We start from the raw sequence: 23,655 nt of genomic DNA on the forward strand, positions 1-23,655 counted from the left end.
CACAGCACTGCACACAGGCCGCGTAACCGGCAGAAAAAAGCCTCCGTCAGGGAGGCTTCCGGCCGTCGACCGCTTGATTAGAGGTCGAAGTCGTAGTCGGCCAGTTGTTTTTGCAAGCGTCGTTCTTCCAGAAGGTTGTCGATAGTACGGCGTTTGCTCAGATTGGTCTTGGCGACCTCTGCCACAGGTGCCTCTGCGCCATCGTCCTCCGACTCAACGAGGTCGTCTTCTACGTCCAACTGTTCTTTGTCAGTGCTCATAACGTTAACTCCGGAGTAAGACTGCCGTTGGCGCTCCTTATAACGATAATCCATGAATGGGTAAAAAAGATTTTTTCAATCGGCTGATCGAGAAAACCAATGGACCCTCAATCGTCGGATGTCTTGTCCTTATATTCGCAAAGGTCTTCGATGCGACAGCTGCCGCAGCGCGGCTTGCGGGCCTGGCAAACATAGCGCCCGTGCAGGATCAGCCAGTGGTGAGAGTCGAGTAGGTATGGCTTGGGCACGAACTTCATCAGCTGCTTTTCCACTTCGACCACGTTCTTGCCACGGGCTATGCCGGTTCGGTTACTGACCCGAAAAATGTGGGTGTCCACGGCCATGGTCAATTGCCGGAATGCGGTGTTGAGCACCACGTTGGCGGTTTTGCGGCCCACCCCCGGCAGGGCCTCCAGCGCTTCGCGGGTTTGTGGCACTTCGCTGTCATGCCGTTCTATCAGCAAGCGGCAGGTCTCGATGACATTCTTGGCCTTACTGTTGTACAGGCCGATGGTCTTGATGTACTCCGATAACCCATCCACACCCAAGGCATAAATCGCCTCTGGCGTGTTTGCCACGGGGTAAAGCTTGGCCGTGGCCTTGTTGACGCCGACGTCCGTGGATTGGGCCGACAGGATCACTGCAATCAATAACTCGAACGGCGAGGAGTAGGCCAGTTCGGTCTTGGGCTCCGGATTGTCTTCGTGAAGCCTGCGGAAAATTTCCAGGCGTTTTGCGGCGTTCATGGGGTTCAGGCTTCCTTTCGGGCGGTCAGCGTAGTTTCGAATAATGGGGCCAGGCCTGGGAGCCTGCGAGCGGGATCAACCCGACGGATATCAATGTGGTGTCGGCGATGGACCGTAACAACCCCCAGGATTATTCAGTCATGCACCATGGGCGTCTACTTGGCGCTGCGCGTCATCGAGCTTGTGTTGCGCGTCGGCCAATTGTTGCGGATCAGCCTGTTGATCCAGGGCTTTCTTCAACTCGGCTCGGCGCATCGCCAGTTGGATTTTGGCGCGCTTGAGGTCGGGGTTGTTGACGGCAGGCAGCGGTGTCGCGGGTGTGTGATGCTGGTCCAAGGCTGCCAATACCTGCTCCGCTGCCTCGAACTGCTGTTGCAGGGCGATCAGCTGGGATTGCTGGTCAAAGGTCGGCGGGTGCCCAAAAGCCTTCAAGGATTTGTGCAATTGGGCGCGGCTCATGGCCACATTGATCTTGGCTTTTTTTACCGCCGCATCCTGGGTGGCCCGCACTGCGTCAAGTGGCAAGGGGGGCACTGGCGCTGAGCGCTGGGCCCGCGCCAAACGTTGGGCAATCCTGTGTTCTTCTTCCCGTCGCAGGCGCGCATTGCGTTGTTCAAAGCGTTGCCGGGCACGGTCGCGCTTGAAGCCTCGTTCACGGCGCTCGTTTTCGTTCGCTGCCAGGCCGCCAACGATCGGCAGCCCTGTGGCCAGTGGGCGCATCTCAATGCAGTCGACAGGGCAGGGCGCGACACACAGGTCGCAACCGGTGCACTCATCGATGATAACGGTGTGCATCAACTTGGCGGCGCCGACAATCGCGTCCACCGGGCAGGCCTGGATGCATTTGGTGCAGCCGATGCATTCGGCCTCGCGGATATAGGCGACCTGGGCCGGCGCTTCCCCGCGGCTGGTGTCCAGTTCCAGAACCGGCACACGCAGCAATAGCGCAAGGCCAGCGATGGTCTCCTGTCCTCCGGGCGGACACTTGTTGATCACCTCGCCGCGCGCGATACCTTCGGCGTAAGGCTTGCAGCCCGGGTGCCCGCACTTGCCGCATTGTGTCTGCGGCAGCAGCGCGTCGATACGTTGAATCAGATTCATGGAGTGATCATTGGCGTGCCGGTTGAACAAACAGGGTCTGATTATCCGGCAAGCGAGAAAGGGGGACTAGCTGAAAAGCCCCGTCGCAGAAACGACAGGGCTGTTTTGCAGGGCTTACTTGATACGTTGACCCGGCTTGGCGCCACTGTCCGGGCTCAGCAGGTAGATCTCTTCGCCGCCAGGGCCTGCCGCCATCACCATGCCTTCGGAGATGCCGAACTTCATTTTCCGCGGCTTGAGGTTGGCAATCATCATGGTCAGGCGACCATCGAGCTTGGACGGGTCCGGATAAGCGCTCTTGATCCCGGAGAACACGTTGCGTTGTTCGTCACCAATATCCAGTGTGAGGCGCAGCAGCTTGTCCGCACCTTCCACTGCTTCGGCCTTGATGATCAGCGCCACACGCAGGTCCACGGCAGCAAAGGCGTCAAAGTCGATTTCCGGAGAAATCGGGTCCTTGGCCAGCTCGCCGTTACCGGTCGGTTTCGATTCGCCGGTATCGGTCTGGCTGGCGGCCAGGTCTTCTTTCGATGCGTCGGTCATGGCCTGGACCTTGACTGGGTCGATACGGGTCATCAAAGGCTTGAATTCGTTCAACTGATGGTTGCTGAGCCAGGTGGCGTGGTCGTTCCAGGTCAGCGGCGCGACATTGAGGAACGCCTCGGCGTCGGCGGCCAGCAACGGCAGCACCGGCTTGAGGAAGATCACCAACTGGCGGAACAGGTTGACGCCGGTGGCGCAGATCGCCTGGACCTCAGCCTGCTTGCCTTCCTGCTTGTTCAGCGACCAGGGGGCCTTGTCGGCAATCCAGGCGTTGGCGCGGTCAGCCAGGCCCATGATCTCGCGCATGGCGCGGGCGAAGTCGCGGGCTTCATAGGCGTCCGCGATGCTTGGCGCGGCAGCCAGGAACGCGTCGGTCAGTTCCGGCGCGGCATTCTCGGCCACCAGCAGGCCCGCGTTGCCCTTGTGAATAAACCCGGCGCAACGGCTGGCGATGTTGACCACCTTGCCGACCAGGTCCGAATTGACCTTTTGTACGAAGTCTTCCAGGTTCAGGTCGAGGTCGTCCACACCACGGCCCAGCTTGGAGGCGTAGTAGTAGCGCAGGTATTCCGGCGACAGGTGATCCAGATAAGTGCGTGCCTTGATAAAGGTGCCACGGGACTTGGACATCTTCTGGCCGTTGACCGTCAGGTAGCCATGTACGGCGATGCCGGTGGGCTTGCGGTAGCCCGAACCTTCGAGCATGGCTGGCCAGAACAGGGCGTGGAAATTGACGATGTCCTTGCCGATGAAGTGGTACAGCTCGGCGGTGGAGTCCTTGCTCCAGAACGCGTCGAAGTCCAGCTCCGGCGTGCGGTCGCAGAGGTTCTTGAAGCTGGCCATGTAGCCGATCGGCGCGTCCAGCCACACATAGAAGTATTTGCCGGGCTCGCCAGGGATCTCGAAGCCGAAGTACGGCGCATCGCGGGAGATGTCCCACTGCTGCAGGCCTGCGTCCAGCCATTCGGCGATCTTGTTCGCCACGGCGTCCTGCAGGGTGCCGCTGCGGGTCCAGGTTTGCAGCATCTGCTGGAAATCCGGGAGCTTGAAGAAGAAGTGCTGGGAATCCTTGAGCACCGGTGTGGCGCCGGAGATCGCCGACTTAGGATCCTTCAGGTCGGTGGGGGCATAGGTGGCACCGCACTTCTCGCAGTTGTCGCCGTACTGGTCTTCAGTGCCGCATTTCGGGCAGGTGCCCTTGATGAAGCGGTCGGCCAGGAACATTTTCTTTTCCGGGTCGAAATACTGCGTGATCGAGCGCGTGGCAATGTGCCCGGCGTCTTTCAACCGCAGGTAGATCTGGCTCGACAGCTCACGGTTTTCTTCGGAATGGGTCGAATGGAAATTGTCGAAATCCACCAGGAACTCGGCAAAGTCGGCGCTGTGTTCAGCCTGCACATTGGCGATCAGTTGTTCCGGGGTGATCCCTTCCTTTTCGGCGCGCAGCATGATGGCCGAACCGTGGGCGTCGTCTGCGCAGACATAGATGCATTGATTGCCGCGATGCTTCTGGAAGCGCACCCATATATCGGTCTGGATGTACTCAAGCATATGGCCAAGATGGATGGAACCATTGGCATAGGGCAGGGCGCTGGTGACGAGGATCTTGCGTGGCTCGGACATGGGGCTCGGCTACTTGATGAAACGGAGGTCGGCCACTATAAAGCGCCGGGAAATTTATTTCACCCCGTGGCGCTGTTTCAGAATCTTCTGCATCTGCGAAAGCGTGCCGTAACGCCGCTGGAACGGTTAGGATAGCCGCCTGTTTCAGTCAGTCTTTTTTCGGGAGTAGCCCATGAGCGCCGTCAATCGCGCAGCGGTGGAAGCCGTTCTTCGCCAGTACACCGACCCCTATTTGAACCAGGACCCGGTCAGCGCCGGTTGTGTACGCGCCATCGAAATCCAGGGCGATCAGGTCTCGGTTCAACTGGAACTGGGTTATGCCGCCGGCCTGTTCAAGAGCGGTTGGGCGCAGATGCTGCAAATCGCCATCGAAGGCCTCGACGGTGTGCGTTCGGCCAGAGTCGACATCCAGTGCGTGATTGCCGCGCACAAGGCCCAGGCGCAGATCCCGGGCCTGGCCAATGTCAAGAACGTGGTGGCAGTCGCTTCCGGCAAGGGCGGCGTGGGCAAATCCACCACGGCGGCCAACCTGGCCCTGGCCCTGGCCCGTGAAGGCGCGCGAGTGGGGATTCTCGACGCCGACATCTACGGCCCAAGCCAAGGCGTGATGTTCGGCATCGCCGAAGGCACGCGACCTAAGGTCAAGGACCAGAAGTGGTTCGTGCCGATCGAATCCATGGGCGTGGAAGTCATGTCCATGGCGTTCCTTACAGATGACAACACGCCTATGGTGTGGCGTGGACCGATGGTCTCCGGCGCCCTGCTGCAATTGGTTACCCAGACCGCCTGGGGCGACCTGGATTACCTGGTGATCGACATGCCGCCAGGCACCGGCGATATCCAGCTGACCCTGGCGCAGAAAGTCCCGGTGGCCGGCTCGGTGATCGTGACCACGCCCCAGGATCTGGCGCTGCTGGACGCCAGGAAAGGCGTGGAGATGTTCCGCAAGGTCAACATCCCGGTGCTGGGTGTCGTGGAGAACATGGCGGTGCATATCTGCTCCAACTGCGGTCACGCCGAGCACCTGTTCGGCGAGGGCGGTGGCGAGAAGCTGGCGACCCAGTACGGCGTTGAACTGCTGGCCTCGTTGCCATTGGCGATGGGCATTCGTGAACAGGCCGACGGCGGCAAGCCCACTGTAGCGGCAGAGCCCGATGGTCAGATCGCCCTGATCTACCAGGAGCTGGCTCGTCATGTGGGCGCGCGGATCGTCCTGCAGGAAGCGGCCGCCCCGGCAATGCCGACGATTACGGTCAGCGACGACTGAACTCGCTGAAGGACAAGAAGCCTCGACGTTGTCGGGGCTTTTTCTTGCCTGGGGATCGGTCAACGGGGTTCCCTTGCGCTTTTACGCAATTGCTCGTGTAAGCATTCACTTACTTTCTCGTAAGTGTTTGGTTTTTTTGCTGGGGGGGTGCGTCTCGAATCCTTGAGAGATTTTTCTATCTGTTTGAAATATAACAATTATTTATATTTGTCTGTACGCTGAAGCCTGTCGGTGCCCGGGTTGGATCCCGTTGAACTTCCCTGGGAACTCTCTAACATCAGCCCTGTGTCCACGGATTGACACAGCCATCAAGGAACGATGGTTGAAGGAACGTCGCAGGATGCGATTCATCAGGATGATGAAAAGGAACACAGGGACTAGGGAAAAAATGTGGGCGGGTCATACCGCCCCTTTTTTTTGCCTGTAGAAAAGTGAACGCCTGCCCCTGAATGCAAAAAAGGCCCGCAAGGGGCCTTTTTGGGAGGGCAGCAGCGCGTTAGCGCTCAAGGTCTTTGATTTTGCCTTTCTTGCCATCCCACTCTTCCGCGTCTGGAAGCGGTTCTTTCTTCTCAGTGATATTCGGCCAGATTTCCGCCAGCTCGACGTTCAACTGAATAAATTCCTGCATATCCGCCGGGACTTCGTCCTCGGAGAAAATAGCGACGGCCGGGCATTCAGGCTCACACAGGGCGCAGTCAATGCACTCGTCCGGGTGGATAACCAGGAAATTCGGCCCTTCGTAGAAGCAGTCCACCGGACACACTTCTACGCAGTCGGTGTACTTGCACTTGATGCAGTTGTCGGTGACGACGAAGGTCATTTCTAATTCTCTCCTCAGGCGGCGGCAGCGAAACCCTTTGTGGTAGGGCTCGCGAGGTTTGAGAGCGATAGTCTGCAGGCCAGGCTAAAAGCCAGCAGCATCCCAAACCGCGCGAGAGTCTATCAGCTTGTAAGCGTCAGCGTTATATCCGAGTCTTCAGTGCATATAACATTTCTAGCGCTTTTCGCGGCGTCAAGTCGTCCAGGTCAAGCTTTGCCAACTCATCCAGCACCGGGTGGGGCAGGCTGGCGAACATATCGCTCTGGTGCGGCGCAGCGGGTTTGCGGCTCGTCTTGGCTGGGCTGGCAACTACGGTTTCATGGGGCAGGGCCGTGGTTTCCAGGCGGCTGAGGTGCTCGCGGGCACGGGTGATCACGTCGTTCGGCACGCCGGCCAATTGCGCCACAGCCAGACCGTAACTCTGGCTGGCGGGCCCGGGCAGCACGTGATGCAGGAACACGATGCGTTCGTTGTGCTCGGTGGCATTGAGATGCACGTTGGCCACCAACGGCTCGCTTTCCGGCAGCACGGTCAGTTCGAAGTAGTGGGTGGCGAACAACGTATAGGCACGCAGGTGCGCCAGCCGTTCGGCCGCAGCCCAAGCCAGGGACAGGCCGTCGAAGGTGCTGGTGCCGCGTCCCACTTCGTCCATCAGCACCAGGCTGCGCTCGGTGGCGTTGTGCAGGATATTCGCGGTCTCGCTCATTTCCACCATAAAGGTCGAGCGGCCACCGGCCAGGTCATCGCTGGAGCCGATCCGGGTGAAGATGCGGTCCACCAGGGACAGCTCGCAACTGGCTGCCGGTACAAAACTGCCGATATGCGCCAGCAGTACGATCAACGCGGTTTGACGCATGTAGGTGGATTTACCGCCCATGTTCGGACCGGTGATCACCAACATGCGGGTATCGTCATCCAGCGACAGGTCGTTGGCGACGAACGGCGTGGTCAACACCTGTTCCACCACCGGGTGACGCCCCTGCACGATGCGCATGCACGGCTCGCTGACAAAGCGCGGGCAGTTCAGGTCGAGGTTCAGCGCCCGCTCGGCGAGGTTGCTCAGCACGTCCAGTTCCGCCAGAGCAGCAGCGGTGTCCTGCAGCGGTGCGAGTTGGCTGATCAAGTCTTCGAGCAAGGCCTCGTAGAGCATCTTTTCCCGGGCCAGGGCACGGCTCTTGGCCGACAGCGCCTTGTCTTCGAACTCTTTCAGTTCGGGCGTGATGAAACGCTCGGCACCTTTGAGTGTCTGGCGGCGTTGATAGTCGATGGGCGCCGACTCGGCCTGCTTGCTCGGCAACTCGATAAAGTAGCCATGCACGCGGTTGTAGCCCACCTTCAGGTTGGCCAGGCCGGTGCGGGCTTTTTCGCGGGCTTCGAGGTCGATCAGGAACTGCCCGGCGTTTTCGCTCAGGGACTGCAGTTCGTCCAGTTCGCTGTCGTAGCCGGTCTTGAGTACGCCACCGTCACGGATGATCGCCGGCGGGTTGTCGATGATGGCCTTTTCCAACAGCGCTGCCAGTTCCGGGTAGGTACCAGCCGTTACAGCGAGCTGTTGCAGGTGAGGGGTATCCAGCTCGGTCATTGCCACTTGCAGTTGCGGCAGGGCGCTGAGGGCATCGCGCAGACGCGCCAGGTCGCGGGGCCGCGCATTGCGCAAGCCGATCCGCGCCAGGATGCGCTCGATATCGCCGATCTCCTTCAACTGCGGTTGCAGCTTTTCAAAGCGATAGCCGTCCAGCAGGCAGGTAATAGATGTCTGACGCGCTTGCAGTACCGTCAAATCCCGCAGTGGACGGTTCAGCCAGCGGGTCAGCAAGCGGCTGCCCATGGCCGTCTGGCAACGGTCGACCACCGATTGCAACGTATTATCGCGCCCGCCGGCCAGGTTAGTGTCCAGTTCCAGGTTGCGACGGCTCGCGCCATCGAGCACCACGGTGTCGTCCAGGCGCTCATGGCGCAGGCTGCGCAAATGCGGCAGGGCGGTGCGTTGGGTTTCCTTGGCGTAGCTGAGCAGGCAGCCGGCAGCGCCGATGGCCAGGGTCAGGGTTTCGCAGCCGAAGCCCTTCAGGTCTTGTACCGAGAACTGCTGGCACAGGCTTTTCAGCGCCGAATCACGCTCGAAATCCCACGGCGCACGACGCTTGGTCCCACGACGTTTTTCCGCTGGCAGATCCTTCGGCCAATCATCCGGGATCAACAACTCCACCGGGTTGATGCGCTCCAGCTCTGCCAGCAGGTTCTCCCAGCCCTTGATCTCCAACACGCTAAAATTGCCGCTGGTGATGTCCAATACCGAAAGCCCGAACAAGCGCTCATCGCCCAGCACCGCGGCGATCAGGTTATCGCGACGCTCATCCAGCAGCGCCTCATCACTCACCGTCCCCGGCGTAATAATGCGCACCACCTGGCGTTCCACTGGGCCCTTGCTGGTGGCTGGATCGCCGATCTGCTCACAGATCACCACCGACTCGCCTAGCTTCACCAGCTTGACCAGGTAGCCTTCCAACGAATGGTAGGGAATCCCGCACATCGGAATCGACTGCCCCGCCGACTGCCCGCGCGCGGTCAGGGTGATGTCCAGCAACTTGGCCGCCTTCTTCGCGTCTTCATAGAAGATCTCGTAGAAGTCGCCCATGCGATAGAACATCAACTGATCAGGGTGCTGGTTTTTCAGGCGCCAGTACTGCTGCATCATTGGGGTGTGGCTGGAGAGGTCGGTCATACGGGGGGTTCAGCTCTGCCTGTCTATTTGACGATTTACATCTGTCTAATACTACAGGCTTGTGGCGCGGTACGCTCACTGGCAAGAGGACGCGGAAAATTCATCTATTTAATCTATGCAATCGTGTTGGCGTGTAGCTACACTCCGCGCATGCGACGACGAGCATGGATACTCCTGTCTGCCGTATGCCTTCGACTCAATAGGGAAGTAGCGAGCACAAATGAATCAGAAAATCTCCTGGCAAACTGAATCCGTTAGGCTCACCTTGTTAGGTAGCGTGGAGGTTTCCCCGTACCTTTCTTGGATGGCGCTGACCGGCAAACAGCCTGAGTCAGTGACCAGCCGCCCTCAACAGCAATTGAACGTTGAGGAAGGCGCTTGGGAAAACGGCCATTTAGTTGTTAATTCGCAACCAGGTCGTGTGGAGATTTTGTTCAGTGCTATCCCTAGTGATCCGACGTCCAACCCCACACTTGGGGAGTTTCACGCCGTCCTTCCGAAGTTTGAAGCGCTAACCTCTAAAGCTAAGCTACCAACATGCGCGAGAATCGCTGTCGGTGCAAAGTTGAATGCTTTTCCGGGAAGTCAGGAACAGAGTGAGGTGTTGATTAATAACGCGCTCCCTGACGTAAAGCTTCCTAAGAATTGTTCGGACGTAGTTGTTCAATATAATGTTCCGAAGAAATTTGCGAAAATCGGAGGGTTGGTTGTAAATAGGATTGTAAAGTGGTCTCAGTTAATTGTGCATACTGTGCAGTTTGTAGGTGGTCAGCAGCTCGCAAATGCTCAGGAGCATATTATCCAACTTGATTTGGATATTAATACAAGCCCCTTGTCTAAGTTACCTCATTCGGATCAGTATCGAGTTGTACTTAAGGCATTGTTTGGCGAGGTTGAAAGTCTTAGCAAACTGGAGGGTGAGTGATGGGGTATGGTTCTCTTACTTGCTCGACAGCTGGGGCGCTATCGCTTGGTGAAGTTGTTGGTAATCGAGCCTATTTAGACAGCAGCAAAGATGCGAGTACGGTAGCGACTACTTCGTTTGTAGAGAGGTGGAACTCATCCGGCCCTTCGGTTTTTGCAGGGATTACTGGTTACGATCTAAGTAAGCAACAGTACTCGCTGAAAAATACAAGCTTGCGCCCTATGCGAGTTGTTGTTTCGCTCGAGGATCTTTCCTCGTCACTGCAGGTTAATCTCAGTGTTAGTAAGAATTTAAACGATATTTATGCTATCGATGCGGCTGCCTCTATTGATCCTGATATTAGCCGGTATGCCGTGCGTAAGGGTATCGATGTTGTTGAAGATTATATTGAGTTAGGTGACTTTCATTCTTTAAATGAGTTGCTTGCACGGGCTAAGCCCGAGATGATGCGTAGAGTAACTGCAGTGGCTTTACTTAGGACTGCCTATCGGCTTAGAGGTAAATTGAGCAAATGGATGCGCTTTTATACGGAGGTTTTTGCCCACTTGGAGGCAACCCATCAAGACCCCCAGCGCGCTCTCAAAGGTTTGGTACGTTCGCGAGTGTGATAAGTTTTGGAATATAATTTAATCGGTGATGTGGGAATGTTTGGCGTCGCTTTAGCTCAGTTTAATACTGGCTCTGCCTCGATGCCCGTCCAGAGGCACGCCGCGATCGTTTTTAGGGAAAAAGATAAAGAGAAGCTAAATATGCTTCATCTCGCAACGCATTATGACCTGAGGTGCGAGCCGTTAACTAATAAGTATAAGTGCGTTCCCGGTAGTTATTTTAATGATGAGGATTTGCAGATTCTTGCAGAGACAGCGTCAAGAATGTGGGATCAGAATAAAGAAAAAGGTATTCCTTATGGCTTTATTTATAATGGTGCAAGTGTCTTTAATGGTGACCTGAAGTTTAAGGATCAGGAGGGGGCAGGTCTGACTTGCGCCACGTTTTTGCTTGCTTTTTTCAGTGAGCTTGGCCACGACCTCATTAATATTGAGGGTTGGCAGTCGCGTGAAGATGATGAAGCTTGGCAGAAATTTATTTTAACTCAGCTTTCAGGCGCCTTGGGAGAAGTCAAGTCTAAGCTTATGGAGTCTAGTATTGGTGTCGCTTACCGGTTTCGGCCTGAAGAGGTCGTAGGAAGCTATGGTGGCTTTGAGGGTGATGCTTTAGATTTTAACGATGCTGTGGTTATGGGCGAAAATTTAATCTTGGAATACAACAATCCCTGATTTATCTTCATTATCATATCTATGTTAATTGTACTTTCATTTGTTTCCGCAGCTTGGTGACTAGCAATTTGCATCCTTTTATACGATTAATGTGGCATCGTCGGTGGAAATCCAATATTGGTTTTGCGCAGGCGTAAATAGCGCTTCGTCATCTTGGCGTCGGTATGGCCACCCAGTTTTTGCGCATCGTTGCCTTGGTCGTCCGTATCCGAAAGGGATTTTGCTCGAAGGTCATGAAGGCTCGCGTCCTCGACCCTGGCCTTTCTGCAACTGATGGCGAAGGCGTCCTTGACCGAGCTGTAGTGAACCGGTTTTCCGCCGCGCGGTGAGCAGAAAAGGGTGAGCCCGCGGATCTTCCGTGGTAGCGCCTTGACCCGGGCAATCAGCTCCTCGAGGTCGGGTGTCATCTGTACCAATAGCCTTGCATTGGTCTTTTCCTGCTTGAACGCGATCCCTTCGGCGCTGATGTCCGCCAGGCGGATGGCTAGGACGTCACCAATGCGCTGCCCGGTTAGATAGCACATCTCGTAAATCACCCGCATGTTGGCGCTGGAGTTGGCGCAGATGGCCTGGAATTCACCGTGGGTGATGTATCGGTCGCGCTTGTGCTCGAGGTGCCGGCGGACGCCGATGCACGGATTTGAGTCGACGATCTGCTGCTCCAGGGCGTAAGTGAACACAGCTCGTAGTACCGAGATCACCCGGTTCGACATATTTGGCGTGTCCGCCATGTGCAGCTTGAGCGCGACGACGTGCCGCTGAAGCACCTCGCGAGGCTCGAAGTCGGCGAAGTTTTCCTTCAGGCGTTCGCACGCAGCCTCGTACTGTTTGAGCGTATTCGGCTTGAGTGGTGGCTTCGTTCTGGTACGCATATGCTCGAGCGCATCGTCGATCAGCTTGGGCATTCCGCCCTGGGTGCCTTTGTCCAGCAACTTGGCGTACTCTGCCAGGGATGCCTGAAAGTCGGTGCCCAGGCGCTTCCACTTGCCCTTGCGGACCAGGTAATAAGCGCCATGCTTCTGGTACATGCACGCCGGCAGGTGCCGGTCCTTCTTGCGCGGACGCATCGATCTTCACCTCAACCTAGCCGAAGCTCCGGTCCTTTCCTTGATTGAATGCCACCCAGCCGCCCTATTACAACTTGGCGCAGTACCTTGGGGTGCCCATCACCACCTATCGCGAACCCGTAGCGTTCGGCAGTCAGCCACTTTATCTGCGCCCCTGGCTTTTTATAGCCGGTCAGGTCGGCAACTTCCTCTGCTGTCAGAAACATACCTACCCCCTTTCGTGTCGCGACACGTTTTCGTTATTCGCGAACCGTGTCGCGACATCCCACTTACCCATCGCTTGAACTCCCGCGGAAGTGATCAGCCAGCACCCGGCGCGCGTCGATCCCGCACGAAGCCGACATGGCGTATATCTGGCCGAAAGTGGTTTCTCGGCGCTGCAGGGCATTGAACAGCTCGATCAGGCGTTGGCCCTTGGTACCGTTGCGGCGGGTCATAGCTGTAGCCTCTCTTCACCTGGTGCGGGGGTGGCGGGCAAGAGTGCGTTTTTCTGCACCGAACTGGCCGGAGAGGCCCGGTTTTCCTCGTGTGAGGGGCTGGCGGTCTGCTGGTGCTGGAACGAGTTATCCGGCAGGCAACTGATACCGGTGTTGTTCAAGATCCAGCAGGTGACGCCTCGAACGCTGTCGTGCTGGACATCGATCAACTGCTCGCCGGCGGCCTGGCCAACCATCAGCAGCATTGCAATTGCGGCAATCAGCTTCATTGGTCTTTCTCCTTGGTGTTTGACGTTTGGCCAGGTTCTGGCGTGGTGATAAACAGAAATAGGCAAGCGCTCCCTATCAGCCAAACGGCGGTGCCGAAGAGGGCCCCGGCCACATCGAGACCGGATGCACTGTCGATCAGATGGGGGGCTGTGAAGAGCAGCCACCCCATGGAAACGCTGATGTAGATCAGGATCGACATAAGCACCTTGAACAGCCGGAACGGTGTGACCGGTTTGCGTGACATTCACTTTCTCCTGGCCGAACGAATCCCGGCCGACAATTTGACTTTCGGAAAACTTCGCTAAGCTTTAGTAGTTACTGACCTGATCCCGCGTCTAGAGAAGCCTTGCCTTGCCAGGTTTCACGCGACTCGTGTCGTGTTAGGTCTTCGCGCTGGCCGACCCTCACCATGAAGAGGGGAGCTGCTGGTTAAGCGGTAAAAATGCCTTGGAGCTGTTCTTCGCCTTTGGTGTGGTCGGGGCCTTTGCCTGGTCCCAAATTGCATGCGAACACTATCAAGCCCTGTCGAAATGCCTCTGCTACCAGGGCGCTGCGGCTGTTTACTCCGAGCTTATAGAAAGCGCGCTCAATGCATTTTTTTACTGTCCCCGGAGCGCAGCCCACAATACGAGCGATTTCCTTGTTGGCCATCCCCGAGCAAACTGCAAGGGCGGCACGCAGCTCTTGTTCGGCTAGAACGCCAGTCGTGCCCTGTAGCTTGCCGAAATTGATAACTGTGCTCATATCCGTCTCCATCGAAGCGTTTCAATGGCTCAAAATATAAGTAAATTGATATTTTTAGGCAAGTAGTATTTTTATGTTTTCTCTGCCGTTCTTATTTTTCCACCCGCACGGCGATAAAAAGCCCAGCAATGCTGGGCTTTTGCCGATCTCAAGTAGCTATCAGAAAAAGGATGCGCCCCAGAAAACTCGACCAATAACCTCGATCTCATTCTCGTTTAGTTGCTCTGGCGTATAGCTTTCATCCGGGTGTTCTGCATTGTTGTGGCTTTTCAGTCGTATGCCGCCGCCAGGCAGTCTGTAGAGAACCTTTACTCGCAGCTGGCCGCTGTGTTTGAGGGCGTACATCTTCCCGTCTACCACCGACTTCTGGCCCGTGTTGATTGCTACGGTGCTGCCATCATGAAGCACCGGTTCCATCGAGTTTCCCGAGATAATGACGCAAAACGCCTTATCGAATGGGACGCCGCGAGCACGGAGAGAATGTTTGTCGAATCTAAGTTTTGCCGTATGGCTTTGTTCGATCAAAGTATGCCCTGCTCCTCCAGGCAGTTGGATCTCGCGTAGGAAGGGGATCCCCACTTCATCGTCAAGCAGTGACTCGTCACCCCAAGCGCTAATGGGCGCAGCGCCGACGGTTGAAGCCATATTCTCATCGATGTCTCTGTGGGCAAGCTCCATACCCTCTTCGAATGCCTTCCATTGCTCCCTTCCCTCAAGATCAAAGGCCGCTTGCTCCGGGGGCATAACCATTCCGCCGATGCCTGAAGCCAGCCACATGACCGAGACACCGCAAGCTTCAGCGATCTGTAGAAGGTAAGAGGAACGAAGGGTCTTGCCAGATTCAAGCTGGCTTATAGCCGTTTGAGCAATGCCTACGTGGTCGGCGAGCTGGCTCTGGGTCAGCCCGGCATGTTTTCTCGCAGCTTTAATTCGGTCTGATAGTTCCATCCGTTGATCCTATAAACAAGCTTATGGGCTTGCAAAGAAGTCTGCTTATGTGCAGTCTATAAAAAGACTTATCAGAGACCTCCGTCATGGCTGAAAATATCAGCGAACTAATCAGTTACTTTGGAAGCCAGTCCTCTACTGCCAAGGCTCTGGGAGTTTCTCAGGCCACGATTTCTTACTGGCTGTCTGGTTTTCAAAAAGTGAGCCCTGAAAAAGCGCTGCTCGCTGAGGTTGTCACTCATGGAGCTATCAAGGCTTCTGGGCTGTGCGACCTGATTGCTCAGGTAGAGGCTCGCCACAAGGTAGGTGAATCATCCCCCAAATTTTCGATATCGGCACCTGGGTCGAATGGCTCTGTATGCGTATCCAGTACCGGGCGAGAGCTATGAAAACTTTCGCATGCGAAAACTTGAAATATTCCGCGCATGCGCTGAATTTTAGGTTTTTTATGCGTCGATTAAGCCAAATCGTATGCCGTTCCTGCCAATTAACCCCAAAGCCAAATTTTTACTCCTTATCGGGGACAGTCGGCCAGCACTACTTAGGAAACGGCAACAATTTCGGAGAAATCAAATGATGTCGCATATGTGCGCTTCCAGAAACTCGACCCTGATGAGGCCCTCGCTTAATGAGTACCTTACGGGTATGCACAGTTCCTGGCAAAAGGGAAGGCCCTCGCCAGGGCCTGATCAGCGACTTCCAATGTTTGGCTTTCGCCTGCCAAATGAAAAGGAATCCGGCATGAGCCAGCAAACTCCATCTCAGTTTTTGTTGTCGGGCTAAATCGCAGGCAACAAAAAGGCCCGCATTCGCGAGCCTTCTTAACCAGTCCACGCCAATGGACTTTTTTGAATCTTCGTTCTCGGAGAACGATTTCATGCACCCAAAAAATAGCACCCCCAAACAAACAGTGCAACTCCCGAAGCTAAAGCCTTGTGCTTTTGGAATGGAGTCCACCGATCTTTTTAGCATCAATCCGGACGCGAACTTGATCGACGCTCTCTCTGTTGCATCCGATCTTTCTGACGGAATCAGCCAGTTGTGCGGCCGTCTGGCCCATGCGATCAACGACGGCGAGATCGCTTACCTGTCTGAGGTTCGCACTCTGGGCTTCATCGGCGATGTCGTTTCTGCGCTTACCCGATCGGCAGAGCGCGGGCTCAAGGCAGCCTATGAAGAGGGGGCTACCCAATGAGCACCCACCTCCAGTCGATTACCGAGTTTGCCGAAGAAGTAGAGTTTCAGGTCTTAGCGACCATTGATGTTTGTAATTGGGTTGCAGCAATCGCTCGCGCCATCGCTCGTGATGTTGAATCTGGCGCGGGGGCAGATGTAACCGTGCTGACCGACCTTGCGAAGTATTTCGACGACATAGGCGCCTCCAGCTTGGATGCAGCGTTTGAACAGTTCAGGAAGATCGCTCAAGTCGGTCCTGCGCCACAAATCGTGCAATCCGGAAACGTGGCGCAGGAAAGCGGGGTGGCCGGCCATGAGTCGTAAAACCGTCCTTCCAGATCGCTTGGAAAGCGCGCTGCTCACTATCAACCAGCTCAGCAAAATTCTGATCAACAACGAAGCGTTGCGTGGCAGCGAGCCTGAGCCCCAGCTTGACCACCTGGATGTCGACGCGGTCATGCGGGCAGTGCTGCTGATCTCCGTCCAGGCGCACGACGACTTCTGCGAAATCATGAACTCCGTGGAGGGCGCCCAATGACCATCGTCATCATCAAAGACGGCGATGCCGTCACCACGACCCTGGCAATTGCCGAGGGCACACTTAACGATCACGCGAGCGTCATCGCGTTGGCAAGGCGGTACCAGGCTGATTTGGAAGACTTTGGCTTGGTCCGATTTGAAATCCGACCAAGAGAGTCCGGCCAGCACGGCGGTGGCGACACCGAGTTCGCGATTCTCAATGAACCCCAGTCCACGCTGCTGCTGACCTACATGCGCAACACGGACATCGTCCGGGCATTCAAGAAGACATTGGTTCGCGAGTTTTGGGAGATGGTTCAACAGCGCAATCGGCCTATGACGCCTGCTGAACAGCTTTTGGCCAACGCCCAGGTGATGGTGGACATGGAGCGGCGACAGGACCGGATCGACCATGTCGTTGCAGGGATAGAGCGGCGCGTAGAGGACTTGAGCCAGACAGTTGTGTGGGACCACTGTCCGCAGAACTGCCAATCGCTGACCCGCATCAAGGAAACGATGCTGGGGCGCCACGGACTGTCCGGCGCTGTCGTCGACTACGTGCTGAAGGTCTGGCCAAACCAGCCGAACCCGGCCGGCATGGTCCGCAACGGCCATGAGGAAGCGCTGGGCTCCCAGTACCTGGTCTGGTCCAAGAGCCACGTCACGGCCGCATTCCACCGGTTTGTTTCCGAATCCACGATGGTCACCGCCACCCAGGCGACCCACCCATATTTTGAGGGCCGGTTCCGCCTGGTCCAGAAGGCGCCCCAATGAACAACGTGCTCAACTTTCCGCAGCCTGAAGCGACCGTGCACATCAACGACGAAACCATGAGCCTTCTCACGAACGAACAACTTGCCTATCGCATTTGGGAACTGCTCGACAGCACGGGCGAGATGATCGGTTGCCCGGACGATCAAGAGTCTCGCGACAACTGGTACTTCAATCAGCAGGAAGCGTTCGGGAGCGCGCTAGAGGCGCAGATATGCGCTCGGGTATTGGCTCGCCGAATCATCGGTGTAGAGCCCCGTGAAATTCAGACTGAGCAAACCCGCCGCTTGCGCGAGAAGTGCGGCATTCCAAACGATGGGGGTGAAGCATGAAATCTCAGCCTAAAATCGAGCGTCAAGTTCACCACGATCAACCTTATTTCGAGAAGTTCGACAATCTAACTTTGGCGGCGATGGGTTTTAACCTGACAGACGACGCCTGCGACGAGCTTACCCACACGCAGGATCTGCGCCTTGACGCTGACACCGCCTGGAATTTGTCTGCATCCATCGCCAACGCGAACATGGCTCTTCGTGTCCTAGTGCTGAGACTTTCCAGTGGAACCGCTGAAGCGCGGGCCGCCGGCGTGTACCCGTTGCTTGGGGAGACGCTGCAATGACCACTCCAATGGAATCAACTACCGGAACCCCGGTAGTTTCCGCGACCACTGCCGATGTGGTCGCCGGCCCGTGGCCCTGCTATTCCAACTGCCGCCACCTGCCTGAGCGCGAGCGCTGGGAGATCTATGGCTTGGCCAAGGCTGGCCGTGGTGCCCTAGAGGATCGCGGTGTCGCTATGACCGAGACCTACGACGCGTTCATTGCGCGTATTACGCGGGAGATGGGCCTATGAGCATCATTCGCGCCCCTCGACCAGAGGGAAATTTCTACCTGCTCAACAAGTCGATCAGCGAGGACCTGCGACTCAGTTGGGGCGCTCGCGGGATGTTGGTGTTCCTTCTGGGCAAGCCCGACCACTGGGAAGTGTCCACCCACCATCTTATCGGCCAGACCAAGGACTGCCTGGGCAAGGCATCGGGCCGTGATGCTGTCAGGGGGCTGATCCGCGAACTGGAGCAGGCAGGCTATCTGCAAATCTTCCTTGAGCGCGCCGAAGGTGGCGAGTTCGGCGGACGGTCCTACACCGTGTCGGAATCACCGGCGACGGATTATCCGGGCCCGGTTGAACCGTCGCCGGTAAATCCCCCCCTAGTAAGTATTGAAGGTAAGCAAGGACTGAATAAAGCAGCAAGTACTGAAAAACCTATGGGTGATGCGGACCTTGTTCAAGCCTTTGAGGTGTTCTGGAAGCTGTACCCCAATAAAAAATCGAAGAAGGACGCACGCAAGGCCTGGGAGAAGCTCAAGCCAAGCGCAGATCTTCGCCAGACCTTGATGGCCGCTCTGGGCAGTCACCGCCTTTCCCGCGACTGGACCAAGGATGAAGGCCAGTACGTACCCATGGCGTCGACCTGGCTGAACGGCGAGCGCTGGACGGACGTACTCAAGCCGGCCAGCAACACACAGTCTCGCCACACCAACCTAGACCAGATCAACCATGAAGACGGCCTTGAGCAGCAGGCCGATGGCACCTATCGAATTGCGAGCGTGACCCCATGACCACAAAACCCAAGTACACCCTGGAAACCCGGGCGGGCGAATGCCGTGAGCATGGCCAGTTCCCTGACAACCTTGTGACGCAGTTCGGCGCTAATCCTGTTTGGTTCGGTTGCCCTCGCTGCCAGTTCGATGGCCGACACTCGCAAGACGTTCATCAGCGTTCGAAGGCGTCGGGGATCCACCGCGAAAGAGTGCTGAATGAGCGCCTGCTCGACGCTGGCATCCCGGCGCGCTTCACGGCCTGCACACTGTCCAACTGGAGCGCAGACGCACCTGCGAAGGCCCAGGCACTCGCTGCGTGTGGTGGGTTTGTCGAAGCGTTTGAGGAAAACTTTGCTGTAGGCCGGTCCGCGATGCTGTTGGGGACGGTGGGCACGGGCAAAACGCACCTGGGCACTGCGATGCTGCAGGCTGTGATTCGTCAACACGCGTTGGCTGGGCTTGTCGGGCTTTACGCTACCGCCGGCTCGATCATCCGCGACGTGAAGGCCACCTTCGGGAATCGCGGACGCACCGAGGCTGATGTCTACGCCGACCTGATTCGTCCCGACCTGCTGGTCATCGATGAAGTTGGCGTTCAGCACGGAACCGACTTCGAACGCCAGGTGCTGTTCGAGGTGATCAATGGCCGGTACGAAAAGATCAAGCCCACGATCGTGGTGAGCAACTTGGGCGTGACCGAGCTTCGCCAGTACCTGGGCGATCGAGCTGTTGACCGCCTGCGCGACAAGAGCGGCATTGTGGTGGTGTTTCGCTGGGCATCTGCGCGGGGTGCCGTATGAGCCGCGAACTGTTCAGCATCGAAGCCGAGCATGGCGTCCTGGGCGCGATCATGCTGAAACCGGATTTGTTCGACGAGGTCACCAGCAAGGTCAGCGTTTCCGATTTCCACGACCTGGAGAATGCCGCGCTCTACCAGGCAATCATTGACTGCCACGCCACCGGTGATCCGGTTGATCCGGTCACAGTTGGGCTTTGGCGGCCGAAGTTGCCTAGCGGCGATAGCACCCTGGCGTTCGCAGTCGAGATCGCCAATAACATAACCAGCACCGCCAACTGGAAGACATACGCCAAGCATGTTCGAGAGCGGGCCATCTTGCGGCGAGTGGTCGAAGCTGGCGATGTGATTCGGGAGCAAGCCACCGAAGACCTTCCGCTGGCGGAGATCATCGCACTTGCCCAGCAGGCTACCGCCGACCTTCGTGATCTGGACGACGACGGCCAGCGGGATTACTACAGGGCGAGCGAGATCCTACCTGGCGTGGTCGACACCATCGACTCGAAGTTCAACAAGACGATGCCTACAGGGCTTTCGACCGGGCTGAAAGATCTTGATGAGCTGGTGCGAGGGTTACGCCCTGGCAACATGATCGTTGTCGGCGGGCTCACAGGGTCGGGCAAGACCATTCTCGGCCTGCAGATCGCTCAGCACGTCACCTGCAAACTCGACGGTGTGGGTCTTGCTTTCTCCATGGAGATGACCAAGGAGGAATTGATCACGCGCGGCCTTGCATCGATCGGTAGCGTCAACCTGAGCAAGTTGGACAGTGGCGACCTTGAAGATCACGACTGGCCAAAGCTAACCAGCGCGGTCAGCGTCCTCAACGAAGCCAAGCTGTTCGTCAATGACCAGGCCGGCATGACGATGCCTCGCATCCGCTCAATTGCCCGGCAGTGCCAACGCCGTGAAGGGCTCAGCGTGCTGCTGGTCGATTACGTCCAGCTGATCACTGCCGAGGGTAGTGCCAATCGCTCTATCGAGGTCGGGAAGATCTCCACGGCCCTCAAGAACCTGGCCAAGGAGCTCAAGATCCCGGTGATCGTGCTGGCCCAGCTCAACCGCGGTTCAACCAATCGACCAGACAAACGTCCTCGTCCGAGTGACATCCGAGACTCCGGACAGATCGAGCAGGACGCTGATGTGGTGATCCTGGTGCACCGCGATATGGACAGCGAAGAGGGCCAGAACGGAGTAACCGAACTCATCGTCGGCAAGGTCAGGCACGCCAAGGTCGGTTCGTGCCTTGTGCAGCAGCAGGGCAAGTACGTCAGGTTTGTTGATTTCGGAGGTAAAGCACCAAGCACTGAAGAGGTGGAGATAGGGCGCGTATTGAAATTCACCGGCCGCGCAAAGGGGAGAAAAGACCATGAGTAACGTAGCAGCGGCATTGCCGCGCAAAAGCATGAGCGACCTAGAGCGGCGCTTTCTGAAGATCGCCGGTGAGGAGTTGGCCAAGGTCAAAGTCGGCGGGCCGAATGCGCTGGCTTACCTCCTGGACATGGTCGCCAGTTGGCACTGCACTCGTGTGCAGATCGGGTTTCATGATTTCGGCCAGCGTTGGCTGATCGAGGGGAACGCCAAAAACAAACCCGCTGACCGGTTGCTGCGTGACCTGTTTGGCCTGAGTGATCCAGATCCGAGGAAAGCCGCATGAATACTAGAAAACCAGCACGCCTCCCTTTGGGGGATACCGAATACATGCTTGAGCAGTGGGGCTTCTGGCGTTTGGATGGCATGGGCGTTCCCAGCTACGTCTCGCCCGCCTGGGCGATCATGCGCGACGTGACGCCGTCTACAAGCAAGTCGTACGTGATCACTGACGAGCTCGCCGGGGTTGTGGATGCGGCTGTGGCCCGCCTTTGCAAGCGAGATTGTCAAATGGGGGAGTTCGTCTGGCTCTACTACGGAGCCAAGTGGCCCGCCAAGCGCATCGCTGACAAAAACAGCATGAGCGAGGCGAGTGCTAGGCAGTTGATCAAGACCGGCGTGGGCTGGATTGATTGCGCTCTGGAGCGAATCCGGGAAGCGGCGTAAAAAAGAAGTTGCACGCGCGGAATAGCCCTGTTTTCATGGCACCGTGTTCAGCTTTGCAAGCGCGACACCACCTAAAAAGCCCGTCCCTCCGGTCGGGCTTTTTCACGCAAGCTATCGTCTATTGAGCGAAATCGGTTTCATACCCATGATATCGAGTCCTTTCTCAGTTAGGACTAGGCCATAATATCCGCTGTAGTGGGATGATTTTTTTGCGTGGATATAACCGGAAAGGAAAAGCCATTCGATCACTGGCCCGAAGAATTGCTCATCCTCCGTTTCGGGCTCTCCTCCAGTTGTACCGCCGCTTTCAGGGTCGTATTCACCTTTTGCGGAGATATCTAATCTCAGTGACTCCGGTCCTAGGTCTGAAGGGATGGGGAAAGACATTTTCAGGTATCCGAGAACCTTCTTTGCAACCTCGTCGAACTTCACAAGATTTTGTTCGTGCATATCTCTCCCCTTTCAATTTTTGGTGCCTCCACTCGAGAGTGATGGTTTCAAGCACATCGACGATAGCACGGGGCGGTAATTTCGCCACTGAGCGGGATTTTGTATTCAAATTCCGAGATACTCTCGTATCACTATGAGGGAGCAAGGGTTATGTTTAGTCTTGGAATTGGTCCAGTTTCGGTATCAGAACTAAATAGCGCGTGGATGGAAATATTCGAAATATTGACTTTCGAGTCACAGGCTCCTGAGGAGGTATGGGCGGTTTACTATCTGGGTAAGATCATCGCGATATATTTGACCTCTGATGAGGCTTATGCAGCCCTTAAGGCCGTGATGCAATTATTGGATACAGATCATGCACCACGTATTCAGGGCAGATTGGATGCCATCGACACATGGGATAAGGCCAAGAAAGCCCATGCAAAAAATACTGTTCAGGTCGGCAGTCAAGTCAAGCTGACGGTCTAACATCTGATCGAGCCCGCTGGTTGCCTCCATCACACACCGGTAAGCGTGTGTCCCTGGCTGTGTAGGCCTTAACGCTAGCCTTGTTGTCTACTGAAACTCATAGAGCCTCGGCATTCGCCGGGGCTTTTTGTTTTCGGCTCCACCACACCCGTTGCTATGGCCGGGAGTGCTGATGGGGCCGGATTTATCAATCTCCCCGAGAGGGAGGAAATCCGGATGCCACCCATGCCAGACAAGCCAGACACGTGGGCCCAAATCTGGCTGGCCCTCTCGAACCCGCTATGGCAGGGCGCAATCATGGCCGTCACGATTACTCTTCTTCGGGTGCTGTACGAAGCCAAAGAGCCAAACAAGTGGCGGATCATCTTGGAGGCGCTGATTTGTGGTGCTCTCAGCCTTTCTGCCAGCAGCATCATTGAATGGATGACCTGGCCTCCAAGCTTGTCCGTTGCTGCTGGTGGTGCCATTGGCTTCATCGGCGTGACGGCGATCAGGGACATGATCATCCGCTTCCTGGGCAAGAAGGTGGACTCGGCATGAAGGCGATCGCTGCGGCAATCATCATCGCGCTTGTGGGCCTTCTGTTGGTTGGCATTCAGCAACTGCGGGTCGAGGATCTTCGCGAAGAGAAGCTTGTCGAGACCCAGGCCAAGGATGAAGCCATCAAGGCCAACACCGAGAGCCAAGCCACCATCACCACCCTGCGCGCTGAAGCAAAGCGCAATGCCGAGTACCAGGCCGATCTGGCAAAGCGCCTCAGGGCCAGCCAGGACAAAGCGAAAAAGGCGGAGAAGAACTTTGAAGACCTCAAGCGCAACAGCAAGCCTGTTCGTGATTGGGCTGCTCAGCCTCTGCCTGACGGCCTGCGCGGCAGGGCCGGCGGTAGTGACAAAGGCCCAGGCAGTAAGAATCGAAGCCCCTGAACTGATCCCGTGCGAACGGGTTGATGAGGATGCCGCCGACCTTCGCCTGAATGGCGATGTGTGGGAGTTGAAGGACAGGGCAATCAACCTCCTCGACACGTGTGCCGACCAGGTGGACGCCCAGATCAAACGCAGCCAGAGCAAGTAACCAGCCGTGGTGCTCT

The 23,655-nt window shown here is 56.7% G+C and carries 35 protein-coding genes; 21 read left to right on the forward strand and 14 right to left on the reverse strand.

Annotated features, from left to right (window positions below; translation table 11 throughout):
- Positions 1–77: 77 nt before the first annotated feature.
- From M2397_RS02455 to metG, 4 genes are all read right to left on the reverse strand, one after another.
- Positions 78–260, reverse strand: coding sequence for a PA3496 family putative envelope integrity protein (locus M2397_RS02455; protein ID WP_090408779.1), 183 nt, complete (start codon positions 258–260; stop codon positions 78–80).
- 107 nt (positions 261–367) lie between these two features.
- Positions 368–1,006: an endonuclease III gene (gene nth / locus M2397_RS02460; protein WP_131697371.1), complete on the reverse strand. Its 639-nt coding sequence runs from the start codon at positions 1,004–1,006 to the stop codon at positions 368–370.
- Between the two features lie 138 nt (positions 1,007–1,144).
- A complete protein-coding gene (gene rsxB, locus M2397_RS02465; RefSeq protein ID WP_259242212.1) occupies positions 1,145–2,107 on the reverse strand; it encodes an electron transport complex subunit RsxB in 963 nt (320 codons plus the stop codon).
- Between the two features lie 114 nt (positions 2,108–2,221).
- Positions 2,222–4,273: a methionine--tRNA ligase gene (gene metG / locus M2397_RS02470; RefSeq protein WP_259242213.1), complete on the reverse strand. Its 2,052-nt coding sequence runs from the start codon at positions 4,271–4,273 to the stop codon at positions 2,222–2,224.
- 172 nt (positions 4,274–4,445) lie between these two features.
- Here metG and apbC point away from each other — a divergent pair, with 172 nt between their 5' ends.
- Positions 4,446–5,540 carry an iron-sulfur cluster carrier protein ApbC gene (gene apbC, locus M2397_RS02475; protein ID WP_259242214.1) on the forward strand — a complete coding sequence of 365 codons (1,095 nt, stop codon included), beginning with the start codon at positions 4,446–4,448 and terminating at the stop codon, positions 5,538–5,540.
- Between the two features lie 496 nt (positions 5,541–6,036).
- Here apbC and fdxA read toward each other — a convergent pair whose 3' ends face one another.
- Both fdxA and mutS read right to left on the reverse strand, forming a co-directional pair.
- A complete protein-coding gene (gene fdxA, locus M2397_RS02480; protein ID WP_053137462.1) occupies positions 6,037–6,360 on the reverse strand; it encodes a ferredoxin FdxA in 324 nt (107 codons plus the stop codon).
- A gap of 142 nt (positions 6,361–6,502) precedes the next feature.
- Positions 6,503–9,082, reverse strand: a complete 2,580-nt coding sequence (mutS, locus tag M2397_RS02485; protein ID WP_259242215.1) for a DNA mismatch repair protein MutS — start codon at positions 9,080–9,082, stop codon at positions 6,503–6,505.
- A 220-nt stretch (positions 9,083–9,302) separates the two neighbouring features.
- Between mutS and M2397_RS02490 the strand changes: the two genes are divergently transcribed.
- From M2397_RS02490 to M2397_RS02500, 3 genes are read left to right on the forward strand one after another with little or no spacing between them, the layout of a single operon-like run.
- Complete coding sequence (locus M2397_RS02490) at positions 9,303–10,007, forward strand: hypothetical protein (protein WP_259242216.1); 705 nt, start codon at positions 9,303–9,305, stop codon at positions 10,005–10,007.
- Complete coding sequence (locus M2397_RS02495) at positions 10,007–10,615, forward strand: hypothetical protein (protein ID WP_259242217.1); 609 nt, start codon at positions 10,007–10,009, stop codon at positions 10,613–10,615. The genes M2397_RS02490 and M2397_RS02495 overlap by 1 nt, the downstream gene beginning before the upstream one ends.
- A 6-nt stretch (positions 10,616–10,621) precedes the next feature.
- Positions 10,622–11,284 carry a hypothetical protein gene (locus M2397_RS02500; protein WP_259242218.1) on the forward strand — a complete coding sequence of 221 codons (663 nt, stop codon included), beginning with the start codon at positions 10,622–10,624 and terminating at the stop codon, positions 11,282–11,284.
- Between the two features lie 86 nt (positions 11,285–11,370).
- On the opposite strand, the gene M2397_RS02505 is transcribed toward M2397_RS02500, so the two are convergent.
- The 7 genes from M2397_RS02505 to M2397_RS02535 form a co-directional block, all read right to left on the reverse strand.
- Positions 11,371–12,351, reverse strand: a complete 981-nt coding sequence (locus tag M2397_RS02505; RefSeq protein ID WP_259242219.1) for a tyrosine-type recombinase/integrase — start codon at positions 12,349–12,351, stop codon at positions 11,371–11,373.
- Between the two features lie 11 nt (positions 12,352–12,362).
- On the reverse strand, positions 12,363–12,557 hold the full coding sequence (locus M2397_RS02510) for a DUF4224 domain-containing protein (RefSeq protein ID WP_179606526.1): 195 nt from the start codon (positions 12,555–12,557) through the stop codon (positions 12,363–12,365).
- Positions 12,558–12,620: 63 nt separating this feature from the next.
- Entirely contained in the window at positions 12,621–12,788 is a 168-nt protein-coding gene (locus M2397_RS02515; protein WP_259242220.1) for a hypothetical protein, read from the reverse strand.
- Complete coding sequence (locus M2397_RS02520; protein WP_259242221.1) at positions 12,785–13,057, reverse strand: hypothetical protein; 273 nt, start codon at positions 13,055–13,057, stop codon at positions 12,785–12,787. Before M2397_RS02520 ends, M2397_RS02515 begins: the two co-directional genes overlap by 4 nt.
- Positions 13,054–13,302 (reverse strand): hypothetical protein, encoded by a 249-nt coding sequence (locus M2397_RS02525; protein WP_259242222.1) that lies wholly within the window; start codon positions 13,300–13,302, stop codon positions 13,054–13,056. Before M2397_RS02525 ends, M2397_RS02520 begins: the two co-directional genes overlap by 4 nt.
- 185 nt (positions 13,303–13,487) lie before the next feature.
- Entirely contained in the window at positions 13,488–13,802 is a 315-nt protein-coding gene (locus tag M2397_RS02530) for a helix-turn-helix transcriptional regulator (protein WP_259242223.1), read from the reverse strand.
- 159 nt (positions 13,803–13,961) lie between these two features.
- Complete coding sequence (locus M2397_RS02535) at positions 13,962–14,750, reverse strand: helix-turn-helix transcriptional regulator (protein WP_259242224.1); 789 nt, start codon at positions 14,748–14,750, stop codon at positions 13,962–13,964.
- Positions 14,751–14,836: 86 nt separating this feature from the next.
- On the opposite strand from M2397_RS02535, the gene M2397_RS02540 reads away from it, so the two are divergent.
- The 13 genes from M2397_RS02540 to M2397_RS02600 all read left to right on the forward strand — a co-directional run bounded on the left by M2397_RS02540 (position 14,837) and on the right by M2397_RS02600 (position 21,650).
- A complete protein-coding gene (locus tag M2397_RS02540; RefSeq protein WP_259242225.1) occupies positions 14,837–15,139 on the forward strand; it encodes a helix-turn-helix domain-containing protein in 303 nt (100 codons plus the stop codon).
- A gap of 449 nt (positions 15,140–15,588) precedes the next feature.
- Positions 15,589–15,945 carry a hypothetical protein gene (locus M2397_RS02545; protein ID WP_259242226.1) on the forward strand — a complete coding sequence of 119 codons (357 nt, stop codon included), beginning with the start codon at positions 15,589–15,591 and terminating at the stop codon, positions 15,943–15,945.
- A complete protein-coding gene (locus M2397_RS02550) occupies positions 15,942–16,250 on the forward strand; it encodes a hypothetical protein (RefSeq protein ID WP_259242227.1) in 309 nt (102 codons plus the stop codon). Before M2397_RS02545 ends, M2397_RS02550 begins: the two co-directional genes overlap by 4 nt.
- On the forward strand, positions 16,240–16,464 hold the full coding sequence (locus tag M2397_RS02555; protein ID WP_259242228.1) for a hypothetical protein: 225 nt from the start codon (positions 16,240–16,242) through the stop codon (positions 16,462–16,464). The genes M2397_RS02550 and M2397_RS02555 overlap by 11 nt, the downstream gene beginning before the upstream one ends.
- Positions 16,461–17,219 carry a Rha family transcriptional regulator gene (locus tag M2397_RS02560; RefSeq protein WP_259242229.1) on the forward strand — a complete coding sequence of 253 codons (759 nt, stop codon included), beginning with the start codon at positions 16,461–16,463 and terminating at the stop codon, positions 17,217–17,219. The genes M2397_RS02555 and M2397_RS02560 overlap by 4 nt, the downstream gene beginning before the upstream one ends.
- The gene (locus M2397_RS02565) at positions 17,216–17,548 is read left to right on the forward strand and encodes a hypothetical protein (RefSeq protein ID WP_259242230.1); all 333 of its coding nucleotides are present in this window, start codon (positions 17,216–17,218) and stop codon (positions 17,546–17,548) included. The genes M2397_RS02560 and M2397_RS02565 overlap by 4 nt, the downstream gene beginning before the upstream one ends.
- Complete coding sequence (locus M2397_RS02570; RefSeq protein ID WP_259242231.1) at positions 17,545–17,835, forward strand: hypothetical protein; 291 nt, start codon at positions 17,545–17,547, stop codon at positions 17,833–17,835. Before M2397_RS02565 ends, M2397_RS02570 begins: the two co-directional genes overlap by 4 nt.
- Positions 17,832–18,068 carry a hypothetical protein gene (locus M2397_RS02575; protein WP_259242232.1) on the forward strand — a complete coding sequence of 79 codons (237 nt, stop codon included), beginning with the start codon at positions 17,832–17,834 and terminating at the stop codon, positions 18,066–18,068. The genes M2397_RS02570 and M2397_RS02575 overlap by 4 nt, the downstream gene beginning before the upstream one ends.
- Positions 18,065–18,835 carry a hypothetical protein gene (locus M2397_RS02580; RefSeq protein WP_259242233.1) on the forward strand — a complete coding sequence of 257 codons (771 nt, stop codon included), beginning with the start codon at positions 18,065–18,067 and terminating at the stop codon, positions 18,833–18,835. Before M2397_RS02575 ends, M2397_RS02580 begins: the two co-directional genes overlap by 4 nt.
- On the forward strand, positions 18,832–19,617 hold the full coding sequence (locus M2397_RS02585) for an ATP-binding protein (RefSeq protein ID WP_259242234.1): 786 nt from the start codon (positions 18,832–18,834) through the stop codon (positions 19,615–19,617). The genes M2397_RS02580 and M2397_RS02585 overlap by 4 nt, the downstream gene beginning before the upstream one ends.
- Entirely contained in the window at positions 19,614–20,990 is a 1,377-nt protein-coding gene (locus M2397_RS02590; RefSeq protein WP_259242235.1) for a replicative DNA helicase, read from the forward strand. Before M2397_RS02585 ends, M2397_RS02590 begins: the two co-directional genes overlap by 4 nt.
- Entirely contained in the window at positions 20,983–21,270 is a 288-nt protein-coding gene (locus M2397_RS02595) for a hypothetical protein (RefSeq protein ID WP_259242236.1), read from the forward strand. The genes M2397_RS02590 and M2397_RS02595 overlap by 8 nt, the downstream gene beginning before the upstream one ends.
- A complete protein-coding gene (locus M2397_RS02600) occupies positions 21,267–21,650 on the forward strand; it encodes an antiterminator Q family protein (RefSeq protein ID WP_259242237.1) in 384 nt (127 codons plus the stop codon). Before M2397_RS02595 ends, M2397_RS02600 begins: the two co-directional genes overlap by 4 nt.
- 111 nt (positions 21,651–21,761) lie before the next feature.
- Here the strand turns inward: M2397_RS02600 and M2397_RS02605 are convergent, their stop codons facing one another.
- Positions 21,762–22,100 (reverse strand): hypothetical protein, encoded by a 339-nt coding sequence (locus M2397_RS02605; RefSeq protein WP_259242238.1) that lies wholly within the window; start codon positions 22,098–22,100, stop codon positions 21,762–21,764.
- 150 nt (positions 22,101–22,250) lie between these two features.
- Between M2397_RS02605 and M2397_RS02610 the strand changes: the two genes are divergently transcribed.
- From M2397_RS02610 to M2397_RS02625, 4 genes are all read left to right on the forward strand, one after another.
- Positions 22,251–22,568 (forward strand): hypothetical protein, encoded by a 318-nt coding sequence (locus tag M2397_RS02610; protein ID WP_259242239.1) that lies wholly within the window; start codon positions 22,251–22,253, stop codon positions 22,566–22,568.
- A 216-nt stretch (positions 22,569–22,784) separates the two neighbouring features.
- Positions 22,785–23,108: a phage holin, lambda family gene (locus M2397_RS02615; RefSeq protein WP_033901767.1), complete on the forward strand. Its 324-nt coding sequence runs from the start codon at positions 22,785–22,787 to the stop codon at positions 23,106–23,108.
- Positions 23,105–23,491 carry a hypothetical protein gene (locus M2397_RS02620; RefSeq protein WP_259242240.1) on the forward strand — a complete coding sequence of 129 codons (387 nt, stop codon included), beginning with the start codon at positions 23,105–23,107 and terminating at the stop codon, positions 23,489–23,491. Before M2397_RS02615 ends, M2397_RS02620 begins: the two co-directional genes overlap by 4 nt.
- Entirely contained in the window at positions 23,454–23,639 is a 186-nt protein-coding gene (locus M2397_RS02625) for a hypothetical protein (protein WP_259242241.1), read from the forward strand. The genes M2397_RS02620 and M2397_RS02625 overlap by 38 nt, the downstream gene beginning before the upstream one ends.
- Positions 23,640–23,655 lie beyond the last annotated feature (16 nt).

The sequence above is a fragment of the Pseudomonas sp. BIGb0381 genome, assembly GCF_024809815.1.
Lineage (GTDB): Bacteria > Pseudomonadota > Gammaproteobacteria > Pseudomonadales > Pseudomonadaceae > Aquipseudomonas.